A 15,377-nucleotide genomic window follows, 5' to 3' on the forward strand; every position below is an offset into this window, starting at 1 on the left:
GCGCGCCGGCTGACCGCCGGAGTCCGCGAGCAGCGACGCATCGGTGTCGGGCGGCCGGTTTCAGACTGCAGGACCGAGTGGACCCCATGGCGAGAGCGCCGAAATCGCCGACCAAATGTCCGGAAGACAACGCCGCTCACATCCTGGTGGTCGATGACGACAGCCGGATCCGCGATCTGCTCGCCCGCTATCTCGTCGAGAATGGCTACCGGGTCTCCACCGCGGTCGATGCGGAATCCGCCCGGGCCACATTGCGTGGTCTCGCCTTCGACCTCCTGATCCTCGACGTCATGATGCCCCAGGAGAGCGGCCTCGATCTTGCCCGCGATCTCAAGAGCCGGTCCAACATTCCCATCCTCATGCTGACGGCGCGTGCCGAGGTGGACGACCGCATCGAAGGCCTGGAGACCGGCGCCGACGATTACCTGACCAAGCCTTTCGAGCCCCGCGAACTTCTGCTGCGCGTCGGCAACATCCTGAAGCGCGGTGATACGGGTGGCGGCGGCATCGTCCGCCTCGGCGAGTTCACCTTCCATATCCATAGGGGTGAGCTGAAGCACGGCGACGAGACTGTCCGCCTCACCGAGCGAGAGCGCGATCTGCTGCGGTATTTCGCCCAGCGCGGTGGTATGCCCGTATCCCGTCACGAGCTCGCTAAGGATGCCGGCACCGGCGGGGAGCGCGCCGTCGACGTTCAGATCAACCGCCTGCGCCGCAAGCTGGAGAAAGACCCCGCAAATCCGGTCTATCTGCAGACCGTCCGCGGCACAGGCTACGTGCTCTATCCGGAATGATGTCGTTGCTCCCGGACAGCGCCCCTCTTCGTACGCGGCTTAAACGCTGGCGCTTTCCCTTTCTTCGCCGCCTGGCGAAGCTGTTCCGCATTCCGGCCGTGCGCCGCTTCCGCCTGTCCTTCCGGGAGTGGATGCCCAAAGGGCTTTATGCGCGCGCTCTGATCATCATCATCGCGCCCATGGTGCTGCTCCAGTCTGTGCTCACCTTTGTCTTCCTGGAGCGCCACTGGCAGATGGTGACACGCCGTCTGTCTCTCTCGACGGTGCAGAGCATCGCGCTGCTGGTCGACGTCTATCAGTCCTACCCCCAGGACGCGAACAACGAGAAGCTGATCGACATGGCCGAGAAGGATCTCGGTCTGCGCTTGCAGATCGTGCCGGGCGGCGAGCTGCCCCAGGCGCGCTCCAAGCCGTTCTTCGACCTGCTCGACACCACCCTCTCCGAAGAGTTGGAGTCCCATCTCGGCCTCCCCTTCTGGATCGATACGGTCGGGCGGTCGAAATATGTCGATATCCGCGTGAAGCTCGACGACGCGGTGATGCATATCCTGGCGCGCCGCAGCCAGACCTATGCCTCGAACTCCCAGATCTTCCTGTTTTGGATGATCGGCACCTCCCTCGTGCTCCTGACCGTCGCGATCCTCTTCCTGCGCAATCAGATCCGCCCAGTCGTCCGTCTCTCCGAAGCGGCGGAGAGCTTCGGCAAGGGCCGGCCGGTGCCCGCCGATTTCCGACCCCGCGGCGCCCGCGAGGTCCGCCAGGCGGCAATCGCCTTCCTGGAGATGCGCAACCGCATCGAACGCCATGTCGAGCAGCGCACCACCATGCTCGCCGGCGTCAGCCACGATCTGCGCACCATCCTCACCCGGTTCCGCCTCGAGCTCGCCCTGCTGGGAGAGTCGCCGGAGATCGACGCAATGCGCGAGGACGTCGACGAGATGCAGGCGATGCTGGAGGATTACCTGGCTTTCGCCAAAGGCGACGCGGGCGAGCGCACGGTTGCCACCGACATTGCCGATCTGCTTCACGACATCGCCAACGAGGTAAAGGCGGCGCCGCACTCGAAGAATGTCGAAGACATCTCGGTGGAGATCCGCAATCGCGACCTCACGGTCTCGGTGAAACGCAATGCCTTCAAGCGGGCCGTCGCCAATCTGGTCAACAACGCCGCCCGCTTCGCCCGCCATATCGTCATCGAGGCGCGCAAGACCGGGGATTCCCTCATCATCAAGGTCGATGACGACGGCCCCGGTATTCCGGAGGAAGAGCGCGAGGAAGTCTTCCGGCCGTTCTACAGGCTCGACGATTCCAGGAACCAGGATTCCGGCTCGACCGGACTGGGGCTCGCCATTGCCCGCGATATCGCCCGCCTCCACGGCGGCGACATCGTCCTGGATGAATCGCCCATGGGCGGCCTACGCGTCGAGTTCCGGATTCCTGTCTAGCAGGATGCCGGCCTAGTAGCCGTTCGACGCGCCGTTCATGTCGGGCGATGCGCTAGACGGTGGCGGAGGTGGCGGCGCGGCGCTTTCCTCCTCATTCCGCTTTTTATCGGGCGCACAGCGGCAGAGCATCTTCGAGACGCACCCGCAAGCCGCCGAGACCCGCGACAGCGCGCGATCGCCATTGGTGAGCTTCCGGTCGAGCAGCGCCATGGTCTTCTCGTAACCCGGCGACTCGTCCTCCAGCCAATAGCGGAGCACGTAGCCGTAGACCCCGGTAAGACCGGCGACCTTCATCCGGCCCACGGGACCGGTGCTCGGGATGCCCGCAGCCTCCATCATCCAGGACTGGGCCGCGAGCGCCGAGGGGAGAAGCTGCCCCGCCTCGCCCGGCCGTGCGCCGAGATCCTTCACGATCCGGCGCAAACCCGGCCGGAACGGCGCCATGACCTCGAACCGGGTCATGATCGCATCGAGCAGACGGTCCTTGGCCGGCTGGGTCATGTCCGGCGCGCCCATCTTCTCGAGGACCGCGCCGTCCACCTCGCGCTGGAAGACCCGCAGGATATCGCTCTTGGAATCGAACTCTCTACGAAGATCGGCCAGGCTCACCCCGGCGCGTTCGGCAATCTGATTGAGTGAGAGCGCGTTCCAGCCCTCGCTTTCGGCCAGCTCCATGGCGGCCCGGACGATCTTCGTGCGATTGGAGAAATCGTTCAGCATTGGCAATCCTCCCTTTCGCTAAAGATAGGAAAGCCGAACGCCTCTCGTAAGGCTGCCTCTTCCATTTCTCGGAAGAGACACCGGCGCGGGCAAACCACGCCAAAACCCTTTTGGTCTAGGACGAGAGCTCCGCCGAGCGTTTGGCGGCCTTTTCCATGGCCCGCCGCATCAGTGCTTCCAGCCCCTCGTCGTCCATCAGCACCTCCAACGCGGCCGCGGTCACCCCCTGGGGCGAGGTGACGTTCTCCCGCAGCTGCCCCGGAGGCAGCGCCGTCTCGCGCATCAGCGCCCCGGCCCCGGCCACGGTTTCCCGGGCGAGTTCCGCCGCCAGCTCAGGCTGAAGCCCGAGCGAGATGCCCGCCTGAGCCATACATTCGGTGAGCAGAAAGACGTAGGCGGGACCGCTGCCGGAGAGAGCGGTGACCGCATCCATGGCGGACTCCTCCTCCAGCCAGAGCACCGTTCCGCCCGCCTGGAGCAGGAGATCGCAGTGCTGCCGCTGCTCCGACGTCACATTGTCGTTGGCGCACGCGACGATGACGCCCTGGCCGATTGCGGCCGGCGTATTGGGCATGGCGCGGATCACCGCCGCCTCCGACGGAAGCTTCGCCTCCAGCCCGGCCAGCGTCTTGCCCGCCGCGATGGAAACCACCACGGTCCCCTCGCCCACAAGCGGAGCGATATCCGGCAGAACGCCGTCGAGCATCTGGGGCTTCACGGCCAATACGATGATGGCCGGATCGAGAGACCGGTCGGCCTCCGCCACGGCCCGAATGCCGAGCCCCTCCAGCCTCGCCGCCATTTCCGGCGATGGCTTCGGGTCTTGTACGTGCAGCAACGAAGGGCTCAGCCCGGCGTCGAGCCATCCGGACAGCATGGCCCCGCCCATCTTCCCGGCGCCCACGAGGAGCACCGGCCGGGCGAGGTCCAGGCTCACGCGGACCCCTGCACTTCGAGCATGGTCGCCGCCAGCGCATCCTCAGGCGACTTCCCAGCCCACAACACGAACTGGAATGCCTGATAATACCGCTCGCAAGCGTCCAGCGCCGTGCTCAGCAGAGCCTGACACTGGGCCGGCTGGGTTTCAGCTCCCGCCAGCAGCAAGCCATGGCGATAGAGCATCATCCCGTCTTCCTTCCAGAAGTCGAAATGGCCGAGCCAAAGCTGCTCGTTGATCATCGCCATCAGGCGATAGGTCTCCGGAAGCCGGACATGAGACGCCTTGAAGTCGAAAGCGCACGCGAGATGCAAGGACTCAAGATCGTCCCGCCAGCTGAGGGAGACGTGATAGTCGCACCAAGCGCCCCCGACCGACAGCGTGAGCTCGTCGGATGCGCTTCGTTCGAAGGGCCAATCGTGACTGATGGCGATCTGCTCCATCACGTCTACGGGATTGGCGAAGTGGTCGAGTTCTGTCTGCAATAGTATAGCCATGCGTGTCCTCTGTGGCCTAGGCAGAGTTCCGCGCACAAATGACGCCGCCGCGAATCAGTTGATGAATCAGTTATATATTGCGGATTCCGGGTCCACCACCTGCACCGGCGGCAATAACCGCCGAAAATTGTGGATGGACGAAAGAGAGCCCCAAAAACGCCGAAAAATCAGAGTCTGAGGAGCCGGCCAAGCCTGTTAAGAACGTTTCTTCCGGGCCGTTTTCCGCACCGGACGGTTGGTCTCGGGGGCGCCGCCATGCAGGCCGGCGATCACCGCTTCTAGCGCCGTGATGTCGGCCCGAAGCTGGGCGTTCTCTTCGCGGGCCTTCTGGGCCATGGCTTTCACGGCATCGAACTCGTCGCGCTTAACCACGTCGATCTGCGCCATGACGCGTTCCACCTGTCCGCGGACCGCGTTCTGCATCTCCTTGCGCACCCCTTGGGCAGCGCCGGCGGCATCCGTCATAAGTTTGCCGATCTCGTCGAAGAAACGGCCGCTCGTCTGGGTCATCATCGAACCTTCATCTTGTCGCGTTAGGGCGCGTGTGCGCGTACCGGAATTGCCCAAGACTATGGGATGACCCAGACCTGCACGCAAGATAGCGGATCAACACAGATGAGAACTGGAGCTGAGCAAGACGGGCGGGGATTGGCCGCGGTTCTTTGCGCGCCTTCCGCTTGACACCTCATCGAGGCCGGTAAAGGGTCCGCCCCACAACACCGGCCGCTAGCGGGACGCCTAATGCCACTTCTTGTCTTACCCTATCCGGTCATCGATCCGGTGGCTTTCAGCCTCGGACCCGTCGAGGTTCGCTGGTATGGCCTGGCCTATATGGCGGGCATCCTGCTCGGCTGGCTTTATGGACGCTACCTCGTCTCCCGGCCTGCCCTCTGGAACGGCAAGCCGCCCATGACCGTCGGCCAGGCGGACGACTTCCTGCTCTGGATCACCCTCGGCATCGTGGTAGGCGGGCGCCTCGGCTTCGTCCTCTTCTATGAGCCCAGCTACTATTGGCAGCACCCGGCTGAGATCCCCGCGATGTGGGGCGGCGGCATGGCCTTCCATGGCGGTCTCCTCGGTGTGGTCGTTGCAGTGGCCGTGTTCTCCTGGCGCAAGCACATCAATCCGCTTTCCCTGGGCGACATCGCCTCCGCGGCGACCCCCTTCGGGCTCCTGTTCGGCCGGATAGCCAATTTCATCAACGGCGAGGTCTACGGCCGCACCACCGATGTGCCGTGGGCCATGGTCTTCCCGGGCGCGGGCGACGAGCCGCGCCATCCGAGCCAGCTCTATGAGGGCCTGCTGGAAGGAGTCCTGCTCTTCATCATCCTGCGCATCGCCACCCACCGCTTCGGCGCCCTGAACCGTCCGGGCACCGTCTTCGGGCTCTTCCTCGTCTTCTACGGCATCTTCCGGAGCTCGCTGGAGTTCGTGCGTGAACCCCACCCCGATCATCCGCTCGATATCGGATTCCTCACGCCGGGCATCGCCTACTCGATCCCCATGATCGCGATCGGTCTCTGGCTGATTTGGCGCGCCCACCGGAAAGCGGCCGAGACGAGCGTGGCCGCCAATGAAAGCGCGGATGCCGCCTGAGCAACAAGCCGGCCCCCTTGCCGTGTCCCTTGCCGATCGCATCGCGAAGGACGGCCCCCTGACCGTGGCCGCCTATATGGAGGCCTGCCTCACCGATCCGGACGCGGGATATTATGCAACCCGCCAGCCGCTCGGCGCCCACGGCGATTTCATCACCGCTCCCGAGATCAGTCAGATCTTCGGCGAGCTCATTGGCCTGTGGACCATCGCGACCTGGCAGGCTCTCGGCCAGCCGGAGCGAATTACCGTCGTCGAGCTGGGGCCCGGCCGCGGCACCTTGCTCCGGGATGCTCTGCGGAGCTGGCGCAATTTTCCCGACTTCCGCCGCCGCATCGCCCTGGCCCTCGTGGAGCGCGGCGAAGCCCTGAAATCCCTACAGGCCGAAACCCTGGCGCCGGAAGCGGAACGATCGCCCCCGGTCGGCCTCGCCTGGTATGAAAGCTTCGAGAACGTTCCGAACGGACCGCTCATCGTCATCGCCAATGAGTTCCTCGACGCGCTTCCCATCCGCCAGTTCGTTCGCCGGGGCGACGCCTGGCATGAGCGGCTGGTCACCCGCACCGACGGCGGGAAGCTTGCCTTCACCGAAACCGATGCGCCCATCCGCGCCGTCGCCGAGCTCGATCGTTTCGCCGATGCCCGAGAGGGCGCCATCGCCGAGATCCGACCCGGCGCCGCCGCGCTTGTTTCGGAGCTTGCCGCTCGAGCCGAGACCGGGCCCATTGCCGCGCTCTTCGTCGATTACGGGCCGGAAGCCTTCGGCCCCGGCGACACGCTCCAGGCCGTCTCCGCCCACGGCTTTACCGATCCGCTTGCCGATCCCGGCGCGGCCGACCTCACCGCTCATGTCGATTTCGGGGCGCTCGCGCGCCAAGCCGCAACGGAGGGGTTGTCTGCCTACGGTCCGATGCCGCAAGGTGAGTTCCTGCTGAAGCTCGGACTGGCCCAGCGCCAAGAGCAACTGATGAAGACGGCAACGCCGGATCAACGATCCATGCTTGCATCGGGTGCCAACCGATTGATCGACCCACAGCAAATGGGGGTCCTCTTCAAGGCCTTCGTTCTGACGGGCTCCGCGCCCGGCTCGGACCGGGGCGGCCGAACGCGACCGCCTCCCCCACCGTTTACCTCCCAATCATAAGCGCGATTCCAAAAGCAAAATGGTCACCCCCGAGAATGCCATGCTGACCGCCGGTCCACTGCAAGATGCGGAAGGGCTCACCCACGGCTTCTTCACCCGTCAGGGTGGCGTTTCCGGGGGCATATACGAATCGCTCAATTGCGGTGTCGGATCCAAGGACGATCCCGCAAACGCCACCCAGAACCGGGCGCTCGTGGCCGCAGCCCTCGGTGTCGCCCCGGACAGGCTCATCACGCCCTATCAGATCCACAGCGCCACGGCGGTCGTCGCCGAAAGGCCCTGGGAGGGCGATGCGCCCCAGGCAGACGCCATCGTCACGAAAATGCCGGGCCTCGCGGTCGGAATCCTGACCGCCGATTGCGCGCCCGTGCTGTTCGCCGACCCGGAGGCCAAGGTGGTCGCTGCCGCCCATGCAGGCTGGCGCGGCGCCGTCTCGGGCATCGTGGAGAGCACCGTGGAGGCCATGCGCGGCCTCGGCGCCACCCCCGAAAACATCGTGGCCGCCATCGGCCCGGCCATTTCCCTCAGCGTCTACGAAGTCGGCCAGGACTTTAAGGACAGCGTTCTCAAGGACGACTCGGACGCTGCCCCCTACTTCGAAACCGACGAGAGCACCGGCGAGCCCCATTTCGATCTTTCCGGATACGTCGCGGACCGATGCGCCCGTGCAGGCATCGAAAATGTCACGGAGATCGGTCTATGCACCTATTGCGACGAGGCCCGCTTCTTCAGCTACCGCCGCTCTCAGCATTGGGGCGAGGAGGATTACGGCCGGCAAATCGCTGCTATCGTGCTGTCTTGAGCGCTGCGTTCACCATGTTTGCAAACCGTAGTGGGGAACCTTGCCGACCGTCTGGACGCGACGGGTCCGTGGCGGTTAAACTCTTGTTAAGTATACAGGGTTGGGGCGCTGTTTAAGCTAAGTCATTGATGCGCTTAGGCGCCCTGCGGCCAACAGAGGGAGTAGATTTGTTGGACGCGGTCATCAAGCCCGTGTTTGCGGCACTTCGTGACATCGCGCAGAGCCGCCTCATGGGAGCTTTGATAATCGTCCTAGCGGCGGTCAGCCTAACCGGCTGCACGGGTGGCGGGAGTGTTCCGTTCGGATCCACGCTCTTCGCCCCGAAGGTCTATGCGCTTTCCCCCATCGTGGGCGCACCATCGGAAATCACCGAGCAGATGACCCAGGCCCTGGTCCAGCAAGGCCAGGCCAACGGCGTCACCATCGTTCCCAACGGCCAGGACGCACCGCTCACCATTCGCGGCTATCTGGTCGCCAGCCGGGAGCGGCGCGGCGCGACCATCTCCTATATCTGGGACGTCAACGATGCCGGCGGCAAACGCGTGAACCGTGTGGCGGGCGAGCAGCAGGTGCCCCGCCCGCGCAGCGATCCGTGGAGCGGCGTCGGCGCGACCGAGCTCAATCAGATCGCCGCGAAGACCATTGCCGGCCTGTCGGGTCGCGGTGGAGGCGCCTCCGCGCCACCCGCGACGGCATCGGCCCCGAGGTCGGGCACACCCGCACCCTCAGCTTCCGGCGGCAGCTCCTCCAGCGGTGGCGGCGGATTCAATAGCTTCCTCAATCGAAACTTCGGCGGCGGCTCGTCCGGCTCCGGTGCGACTGCGGCGGCAACGCGCGCAGCTGCACCCGCAGCGGCCGCAACGGCGGCAGCAACCGGTCCGGTCACCACCCTTGTCGCGCCGGTTCAGGGCGCCCCCGGCGATGGCCAGACCTCCCTCGCCCGGGCAATGCAGAAGAAGCTCGCGGCCGACGGGGTAAAGCTCGCCAGGGCGCGGGGCGCCAACGTCTATACCGTTCAGGGCAAGGTGTCGGTCACCAATGCCAGCGGCAACCGCGAGACCGTTCGCATCGACTGGACAGTGCTCGACCCCTCGGGCAAACGCGTCGGCACGGTGTCCCAGCAGAACACCATCGGAAAAGGGTCGCTCAACGGCCCCTGGGGCGCCATCGCAGACGCCGCCGCCGGCGCTGCTGCCGACGGCATCGTCGATCTGCTTCCGAAGCAGCGCGGCTAACCAGTTCTCCCCAATTTACCAATCGGACACATTGGGCAGTTTACAGCCCTCGCGGGCCCTTGTTAAAAGCGCGCCACTCGACACCCCCTCGGCCCTTGGGAGCGGTGAACAATGAAATTGGTTGCAGGCAACAGCAACCGCCCTCTCGCTGAGGCGATCGCAAGCTATCTCGACACCCCTCTGACCAAGTGCATCGTGCGGCGCTTCGCCGACATGGAAATCTTCGTCGAGGTGCAGGAGAACGTCCGCGGCGAGGACGTCTTCGTCATCCAGTCGACCTCCGCGCCGGCGAACGATCACCTGATGGAGCTGTTGATCATCATCGATGCGCTCCGCCGTGCATCGGCCCGCCGCATCACTGCGGTTCTCCCCTATTTCGGCTATGCCCGCCAGGACCGGAAGCCCGGCCCGCGTACCCCGATCTCGGCCAAGCTGGTCGCCAACATGATCGTCCGCGCCGGTGCGGACCGCGTCCTGACCCTCGATCTCCATGCCGGTCAGATCCAGGGCTATTTCGATATTCCGACCGACAATCTCTTCGCCGCTCCAGTGATGGTGCAGGACATCCGCGAGACCTTCGACGTCAACAATCTCATGGTCGTTTCGCCGGACGTCGGCGGTGTGGTCCGCGCCCGCGGTCTCGCGAAGCGCATCGATGCGCCGCTGTCCATCGTCGACAAGCGTCGCGAGAACCCGGGCGAATCCGAGGTCATGAACGTCATCGGCGACGTCTCCGGCCGCAACTGCATCCTGGTCGACGACATCGTCGATTCCGGCGGCACGCTGATCAATGCCGCCGACGCGCTTCTGGAAAAGGGCGCCACCAGCGTCACCGCCTATATCACCCATGGCGTCTTGTCGGGCGGGGCCGTGTCCCGGGTCATCGGGTCCAAGCTGAAGGAGCTGGTGCTCACCGACTCCATCCAGCCCACCGAGGCCGTGAAGAACGCCCACAATATCCGCATCCTCCAGATCGCCCCGCTCCTGGGCGAAGCGGTCGCACGGACCGCGGACGAGAAGTCGGTCTCCAGCCTCTTCTATTGATCTTGCCGCGCTCCTTCCCGGGGCGCCTCGCTAGCGCTGGCAACCTCCGTGACAGCCCGTCGCCCCCCATCTGCGCGACTTTTCGGTCTCCTCCCGGAACCCACCCCCTCATAAGGCGCGTTATCGCAAGGCGCATCTCACTGCGCGGTCATACTTAATGCATTGCGTTTGCCAACGAGGAGGAGTTCCCCATGCATGTGACGCTGAAGCACGCCCAACAAGCCATAGATGCGGCTCGCAAGAAGGCCGAGGAGCTCGATCTCAAGATGTGCATCGCCGTCGTCGATTCCGGCGGCAACCTTAAGGCGTTCGAGCGTATGGACGACGCTTGGGTCGGCAGCATCGACATTGCCTTCAAGAAGGCGAAGACCGCCTGCTTCTTCGGCATGGCGACCGGCGAGCTCGGAAAGCTGTCCCAGCCTGGCGAGCCGCTCTACGGTATCGAAGTTTCCAACGATGGCCTCGTCACCTTCCCCGGCGGCGTGCCCATCGTCGATGACGAGGGCTATCTCGTCGGCGCCGTCGGTGCCAGCGGCAGCACCGTCGACAACGACCACAAGGTGGCCGAGGCGGCTGTGAAGGTTCTCGGCGTCACCGAGCTGCCCGAGCACCCCTGGCGCACATAGCCAGAGGCGCGGTCGGCTGGACCATCTCAGAGAAAAGTTTTGGGAGCGGGATTACGCCGCGGCCGATGTGTCGTGGGCGTCCCGCTCCTGGAACGACACGAGCACCCGTGTACCCCGATCCTTGGGCGCATACTCGACGCTAGCGCCGAGCTTCTGGGCCATGGCCCTGACGATCTTCTGGCCGAGCCCGGTGGAGGTCTGGGGGGTCTCGCCCGACCAGCCGACGCCGTCGTCCTCTACCGACAGAACGATCAATCCGTCGGGAGTTCGGCTCAAGCCGATGCGAATCGGCCCGTTCGAGTCCGGGTAGGCGTATTTCCAAGCATTGATGATCAGCTCGTTCACGATGACGCCGAGCGCCACCGCACGATCCGGATCGAGATACAGAGGTGCGGCTTGGAAGCTTAGCTGAGAGAGCCCCTCGTCCTCGGCCGACCGCCGCAGATCCTCCACAAGTTCCCGGAGATACTGGTCGACGGCGACGGACTCCACGCCTTCGGACGTGTAGAGCCGTTTATGCACCTCTGCCACGGCCAGCACGCGTGCAACCGCATTCTTGAGGGTCTCGCGCGTCTCCTCGCTATCGGAGTTGGCCGCCTGGATCTGCAGCATCGAGGCGATGAGCTGCAGACTGTTGGACACCCGGTGATTGACTTCTCGCAGCAGCACCGCCCGCTCCGACGCAAGAGCCTCGAACCGGTCGCGCGCCTCGCGCACTTCCTGTTCCGCCGCCTCCTTGGCCTGACGCATGGCATGGGCGGCGATCGCGCTCTCCACCGCCACCTTGATCAGAACGATGAAGTGGCCTTCGACGTCCTTTACGACGTAGTCGGCGGCGCCGGCCTTGAGCGCCGCGACGGCGATCCGGCTCTCGGCGGCAGCGGTGACGAAAACGACCGGCAAATGGGAGATCGTCGAGCGGATGTGCTCCAGGGTCTCCAGCCCGTCCATGCCGGGCATCAGGTGATCCAGAGCCACGGCATCGAAGCTGTGCTCCTTGAGCTTCGCGATGCCGCTCTCGCCGTCGGGCTCCGTATGAACTTCGCAGCCTTGCCGTTCCAGCTCGCGCTGCACCAGCCGGCGCAAGCCGGGATCGTCGTCGATATAAAGGATGCGCAGTCGCTCTTCGCCCATCTTACTCCGCCGGCGGCACCTGAATCACCGAGAAGAACAGCCCCAACTGCCGGATGGCGTTGGCAAAACTCTCGTAGTTGACCGGCTTCGTAATGTAGACATTGCAGCCGAGGTCATAGCAGCGCTGGATCTCCACCTCATCGTCGGTAGTCGTCAACACGATGACGGGCGAGCGCTTGAGGTGCTCATTCTCCTTAATCTGCTTAAGGATGTCGATACCGCTCATATCGGGGAGATTGAGATCGAGAAGGACGAGATACGCCTTCCCTTTGCTGCTGAGACCCGACCCATCGGCGCCGAACATGTATTTCATGGCGTCCGAGCCGTTCTGGAAGGGCAGAATCTCGTTATTCACGCCAGCCCGCCTGATGTTCTTTTCGATCAGGCGACCGTGGCCTTCATCGTCCTCGATCATGATGATGGTCACCGGCTGTGTCATTCTGCCGTCCTTTCGCTTTTCGGAAGCTTCTTGGGCAAGGTCACGGTGAACATGCTCCCCTCCCCAAAGACTGATTCGACCTTCATGTCGCCGCCCATCCGGCGGACCAGTGTCCGCACATGGGCGAGGCCGATCCCCTCGCCTTGCGTATCCTGGGCGCCGGACCGGCGGAACAACTCGAAGATCCGCTGGAAATCTTTCTCTTCGATCCCGCGGCCGTTGTCACGCACCTCGTAGATCACCTGCAGCGGGGTCTCGCGACCGGAGATCTCGATAACGCCCGGCACGCCGGTCCGCAAATATTTCAGCGCGTTATCGAGAAGATTGGAGAAGATCTGCTCAAGGGCCAACCGGTCGCTGTAGAGGTCTGGCAACGACTCCACCTTGAATTCCGCCTCGGCCTCGCTCGCCTGATGCGCGACCGTGCCCGTGAGTTCCTCCACCATCTCGCTCATGTCGATGAATTCGGGCTTGAACGCCCTGCGCCCCTGCCGCGACAGGGTCAGCACGGCGCTGATCAGCTTGTCCATCTTGCTGATCGAGTTCTTGATGAACTGAAGCGCCTCGTCGAAATCCGTGTAGAGCTCGTCCTCGGTCGCTGTTCGGATTCCTCGGCATCCTCGGTCTCGGCTTCCGTCTCATTGCGGATATTCTGGTTCCCACGCAGCGTCGCCATCTGCATGAAGATCTGGTCGCGCAGCGTCTCCAGCTCGCTGGTGAATCCCATGATGTTCACCAAAGGCGACCGCAGATCGTGACTGACGATATAGGCGAAACGCTGGACTTCCTCATTGGCGGCGATGAGATCCCGCGACCTGTCGGCGACCATAGCCTCGAGATTCTCGTTCGTGTCCATCAGCTCTTGCTGGGCCTCGTCGCGCTCCCGGTCGGCGCGGCGGAGCGCCATGAGCGCCATGAGCCCTAAGAGCAGGATGAAGACGCCGCCGATCCCCATCAGGACGAACATGCCCATGTAGGACTGATGCGCCTCGGTGCCCCGCTCCCTGTAGAGCGTCGCCTCCTCGCCCAACATCTCTCGCGCCACCGCGTTGATGCGGATCATGGCATCGCGGCTTTCAGTACGGCGCACGATCTCGTTGGCAGCCTCGACGCGATCCTGCTGGCGCAGCTCGATCGCGGCCCGGAAATCCGCTAGCCGGCGTTCGATGAGGGGCCGGATGACGGCCAGCCGCTTGAGTTGCGACTGGTTGTCGGAAACGAGCTCGGCAAGCGCGTGCAACTGTTTCGTCACCGCATTGGAGGCCTGGGCGTATTCCGTCAGAAACGCATCCTGCTCGGTGATCAGGAAACCGCGCTCGGCGCTCTCCGAGAGGCGGAGAGCCAGCAGCAGATCGCTGATCTCACCCTCGACAGCCAGGGTATGCGCGACGCGCTCCGCGCTTCGCTGGGACTGGTAGGCGAAGAACGCCGCAAAGATGCTCACCACGACCATGAGCGCGAAGCCGATGCCGAGCAGCACGGCTGGCGGAATGCGTCTTAACCTCCTCGACAATCTCACAGCGCTTCGCATCCTTTCGGGAATGTGGTTGAGGTTGAGCGGAATGCTCCGGAAACGCGCGGTCTACCGATAAACCAAATCGTGGGGCAACGCATTCACGTCTCGGGACCCCGTCAGCGCCATGCCCACGTCGAGCTCGTCGGCGAGAAGCTGCAACGCCGTCTGGACGCCCCGCTGTCCATACGCCGCGAGCCCGTAGAGATACGCACGGCCGATAAAGCAGCCTTGCGCGCCCATTCCGAGCGCCTTGAGGACGTCGAGCCCCGTGCGGATGCCGCCGTCGAAATAGAGCGCGACGTCGTCTCCGACAGCGTCCCGCACGGCCGGAAAAGCGCTCGCGGTCGAAGGCGCGCTGTCGAGCTGCCGTCCGCCGTGGTTGGAGACCAGGATGGCATCGGCCCCAAGATCCCGGGCGATCTTCGCATCCTCGGCATCCAAGACGCCCTTCACGATGAGCTGCCCTGGCCAGTTCTCACGCACCCATTCCAAATCTGCTTGGTGGAACGAGCCGGTGTAGTTGCGCGCGGCCCAGTCTGAGACGTCGGCGAGCTCGGACGAGCCGGGCGCATACTCCGCCAGCGTGCCCAGGGTCCGCCGCGGGCTGGTGAGCCAGCGCAGCAACCAGCCTGGCCGCTTGGTCATGTGATAGGCAAGCTTTGGCCGCACCTTGAGCGGCACGGTGAGCCCATTGTCGAGATCCCGGTTTCGCCGCCCCTGGATATGGGCATCCATGGTCAGCACGAGGGTCTTGCAGCCGGCCTTTCGGGCCCGCTCCAGAAGCGAGGCGTTAACCCCCTGGTCCCGGAACATGTAGAGCTGGAAAATGAACGGCGTGCTCGCCGCCGACGCCACGTCCTCCATGGAGCAGATCGAGAACGTGCTGAGGCAGAAGGGCACGCCGAAAGCGTGTGCGGCCTTGGCCGCCAGCACTTCGCCCCACGGATGAAGCAGCCCAGAGAACCCGGCGGGGCCGAGCGCGACCGGCATGGTCGCCTGCTGACCCAGAAAATCAGTACGGAGCTCCCGGCTCGAGACGTCGACCATCACGCGCTGGCGCAGCCTGATATCGGCCAGATCGCGAATATTCGCCTTCAAGGTCAGCTCGTCATACGAGCCGCCTTCAAGAAAATCGAAGATCCCTTGCGGCAGCCTCCGCTTGGCCGCAAGCCGGAGAAGGCCGGCATGGGGAGCGAGCGGCGCTTCCACCGCCCCATCGAGTGTCCCCTCGGTCTCGTCCAACGCGGCTTCCGCCGCCCCTGCGTCGGTGTCGGGAGAATATACGCTCACGAGATCCTTCTACGTTTCCAGTTGGCGACTATCGTAGGGGAGTGCTCAAAAGGGCCACGCGAACTGTTTGCGGCGGCTGTGAAACCAGCAACCCCCGCTCAGAGTTCGCCCCAGCAGCCGATTTTGAGTCATGCCGTCCCAAATCTCGCTTCCGCAACAGA

The 15,377-nt window shown here is 64.3% G+C and carries 17 protein-coding genes; 8 read left to right on the plus strand and 9 right to left on the minus strand.

Translation table 11 applies throughout. The features are described from left to right. Window positions 1-86: 86 nt before the first annotated feature. A complete protein-coding gene (locus tag A7A08_RS10580) occupies window positions 87-794 on the plus strand; it encodes a response regulator (protein WP_069095452.1) in 708 nt (235 codons plus the stop codon). Beyond that, complete coding sequence (locus tag A7A08_RS10585) at window positions 794-2,239, plus strand: ATP-binding protein (protein WP_069095453.1); 1,446 nt, start codon at window positions 794-796, stop codon at window positions 2,237-2,239. Before A7A08_RS10580 ends, A7A08_RS10585 begins: the two co-directional genes overlap by 1 nt. Window positions 2,240-2,251: 12 nt before the next feature. On the opposite strand, the gene A7A08_RS10590 is transcribed toward A7A08_RS10585, so the two are convergent. The 4 genes from A7A08_RS10590 to A7A08_RS10605 all read right to left on the minus strand — a co-directional run bounded on the left by A7A08_RS10590 (window position 2,252) and on the right by A7A08_RS10605 (window position 4,903). Then, entirely contained in the window at window positions 2,252-2,959 is a 708-nt protein-coding gene (locus tag A7A08_RS10590) for a TetR family transcriptional regulator (protein WP_069095454.1), read from the minus strand. A gap of 115 nt (window positions 2,960-3,074) precedes the next feature. Continuing rightward, entirely contained in the window at window positions 3,075-3,896 is an 822-nt protein-coding gene (gene proC, locus A7A08_RS10595) for a pyrroline-5-carboxylate reductase (RefSeq protein WP_208430613.1), read from the minus strand. After that, complete coding sequence (locus A7A08_RS10600) at window positions 3,893-4,393, minus strand: type III secretion system chaperone family protein (RefSeq protein ID WP_069095455.1); 501 nt, start codon at window positions 4,391-4,393, stop codon at window positions 3,893-3,895. The genes proC and A7A08_RS10600 overlap by 4 nt, the downstream gene beginning before the upstream one ends. Window positions 4,394-4,588: 195 nt before the next feature. Continuing rightward, window positions 4,589-4,903, minus strand: a complete 315-nt coding sequence (locus A7A08_RS10605) for an accessory factor UbiK family protein (RefSeq protein WP_069095539.1) — start codon at window positions 4,901-4,903, stop codon at window positions 4,589-4,591. 231 nt (window positions 4,904-5,134) lie between these two features. Between A7A08_RS10605 and lgt the strand changes: the two genes are divergently transcribed. The 6 genes from lgt to A7A08_RS10635 all read left to right on the plus strand — a co-directional run bounded on the left by lgt (window position 5,135) and on the right by A7A08_RS10635 (window position 10,837). After that, complete coding sequence (lgt, locus tag A7A08_RS10610; RefSeq protein ID WP_069095456.1) at window positions 5,135-5,989, plus strand: prolipoprotein diacylglyceryl transferase; 855 nt, start codon at window positions 5,135-5,137, stop codon at window positions 5,987-5,989. Then, window positions 5,979-7,130: a class I SAM-dependent methyltransferase gene (locus A7A08_RS10615; RefSeq protein WP_083226688.1), complete on the plus strand. Its 1,152-nt coding sequence runs from the start codon at window positions 5,979-5,981 to the stop codon at window positions 7,128-7,130. Before lgt ends, A7A08_RS10615 begins: the two co-directional genes overlap by 11 nt. A 19-nt stretch (window positions 7,131-7,149) precedes the next feature. Further along, window positions 7,150-7,932: a peptidoglycan editing factor PgeF gene (gene pgeF / locus A7A08_RS10620; RefSeq protein ID WP_245290884.1), complete on the plus strand. Its 783-nt coding sequence runs from the start codon at window positions 7,150-7,152 to the stop codon at window positions 7,930-7,932. Window positions 7,933-8,162: 230 nt separating this feature from the next. After that, entirely contained in the window at window positions 8,163-9,167 is a 1,005-nt protein-coding gene (locus A7A08_RS10625) for an LPS-assembly lipoprotein LptE (protein ID WP_141693951.1), read from the plus strand. A gap of 111 nt (window positions 9,168-9,278) precedes the next feature. Further along, window positions 9,279-10,211, plus strand: a complete 933-nt coding sequence (locus A7A08_RS10630; protein ID WP_069095459.1) for a ribose-phosphate pyrophosphokinase — start codon at window positions 9,279-9,281, stop codon at window positions 10,209-10,211. 191 nt (window positions 10,212-10,402) lie between these two features. Then, window positions 10,403-10,837, plus strand: coding sequence for a GlcG/HbpS family heme-binding protein (locus tag A7A08_RS10635; protein ID WP_069095460.1), 435 nt, complete (start codon window positions 10,403-10,405; stop codon window positions 10,835-10,837). Window positions 10,838-10,888: 51 nt separating this feature from the next. Here A7A08_RS10635 and A7A08_RS10640 read toward each other — a convergent pair whose 3' ends face one another. The 5 genes from A7A08_RS10640 to A7A08_RS10655 form a co-directional block, all read right to left on the minus strand. After that, window positions 10,889-11,971 carry a sensor histidine kinase gene (locus tag A7A08_RS10640; RefSeq protein ID WP_069095461.1) on the minus strand — a complete coding sequence of 361 codons (1,083 nt, stop codon included), beginning with the start codon at window positions 11,969-11,971 and terminating at the stop codon, window positions 10,889-10,891. Between the two features lies 1 nt (window position 11,972). Further along, on the minus strand, window positions 11,973-12,410 hold the full coding sequence (locus A7A08_RS10645) for a response regulator (RefSeq protein ID WP_069095462.1): 438 nt from the start codon (window positions 12,408-12,410) through the stop codon (window positions 11,973-11,975). Next, complete coding sequence (locus A7A08_RS16885; RefSeq protein WP_245290885.1) at window positions 12,407-12,940, minus strand: sensor histidine kinase; 534 nt, start codon at window positions 12,938-12,940, stop codon at window positions 12,407-12,409. The genes A7A08_RS10645 and A7A08_RS16885 overlap by 4 nt, the downstream gene beginning before the upstream one ends. Beyond that, window positions 12,928-13,890: a CHASE3 domain-containing protein gene (locus A7A08_RS16890; RefSeq protein ID WP_245290886.1), complete on the minus strand. Its 963-nt coding sequence runs from the start codon at window positions 13,888-13,890 to the stop codon at window positions 12,928-12,930. The genes A7A08_RS16885 and A7A08_RS16890 overlap by 13 nt, the downstream gene beginning before the upstream one ends. Window positions 13,891-13,992: 102 nt before the next feature. Next, window positions 13,993-15,216 (minus strand): alpha-hydroxy acid oxidase, encoded by a 1,224-nt coding sequence (locus A7A08_RS10655; RefSeq protein ID WP_425349014.1) that lies wholly within the window; start codon window positions 15,214-15,216, stop codon window positions 13,993-13,995. Window positions 15,217-15,377 lie beyond the last annotated feature (161 nt).

Origin of the sequence: Methyloligella halotolerans (assembly GCF_001708935.1) — a bacterium.
Lineage (GTDB): Bacteria > Pseudomonadota > Alphaproteobacteria > Rhizobiales > Methyloligellaceae > Methyloligella > Methyloligella halotolerans.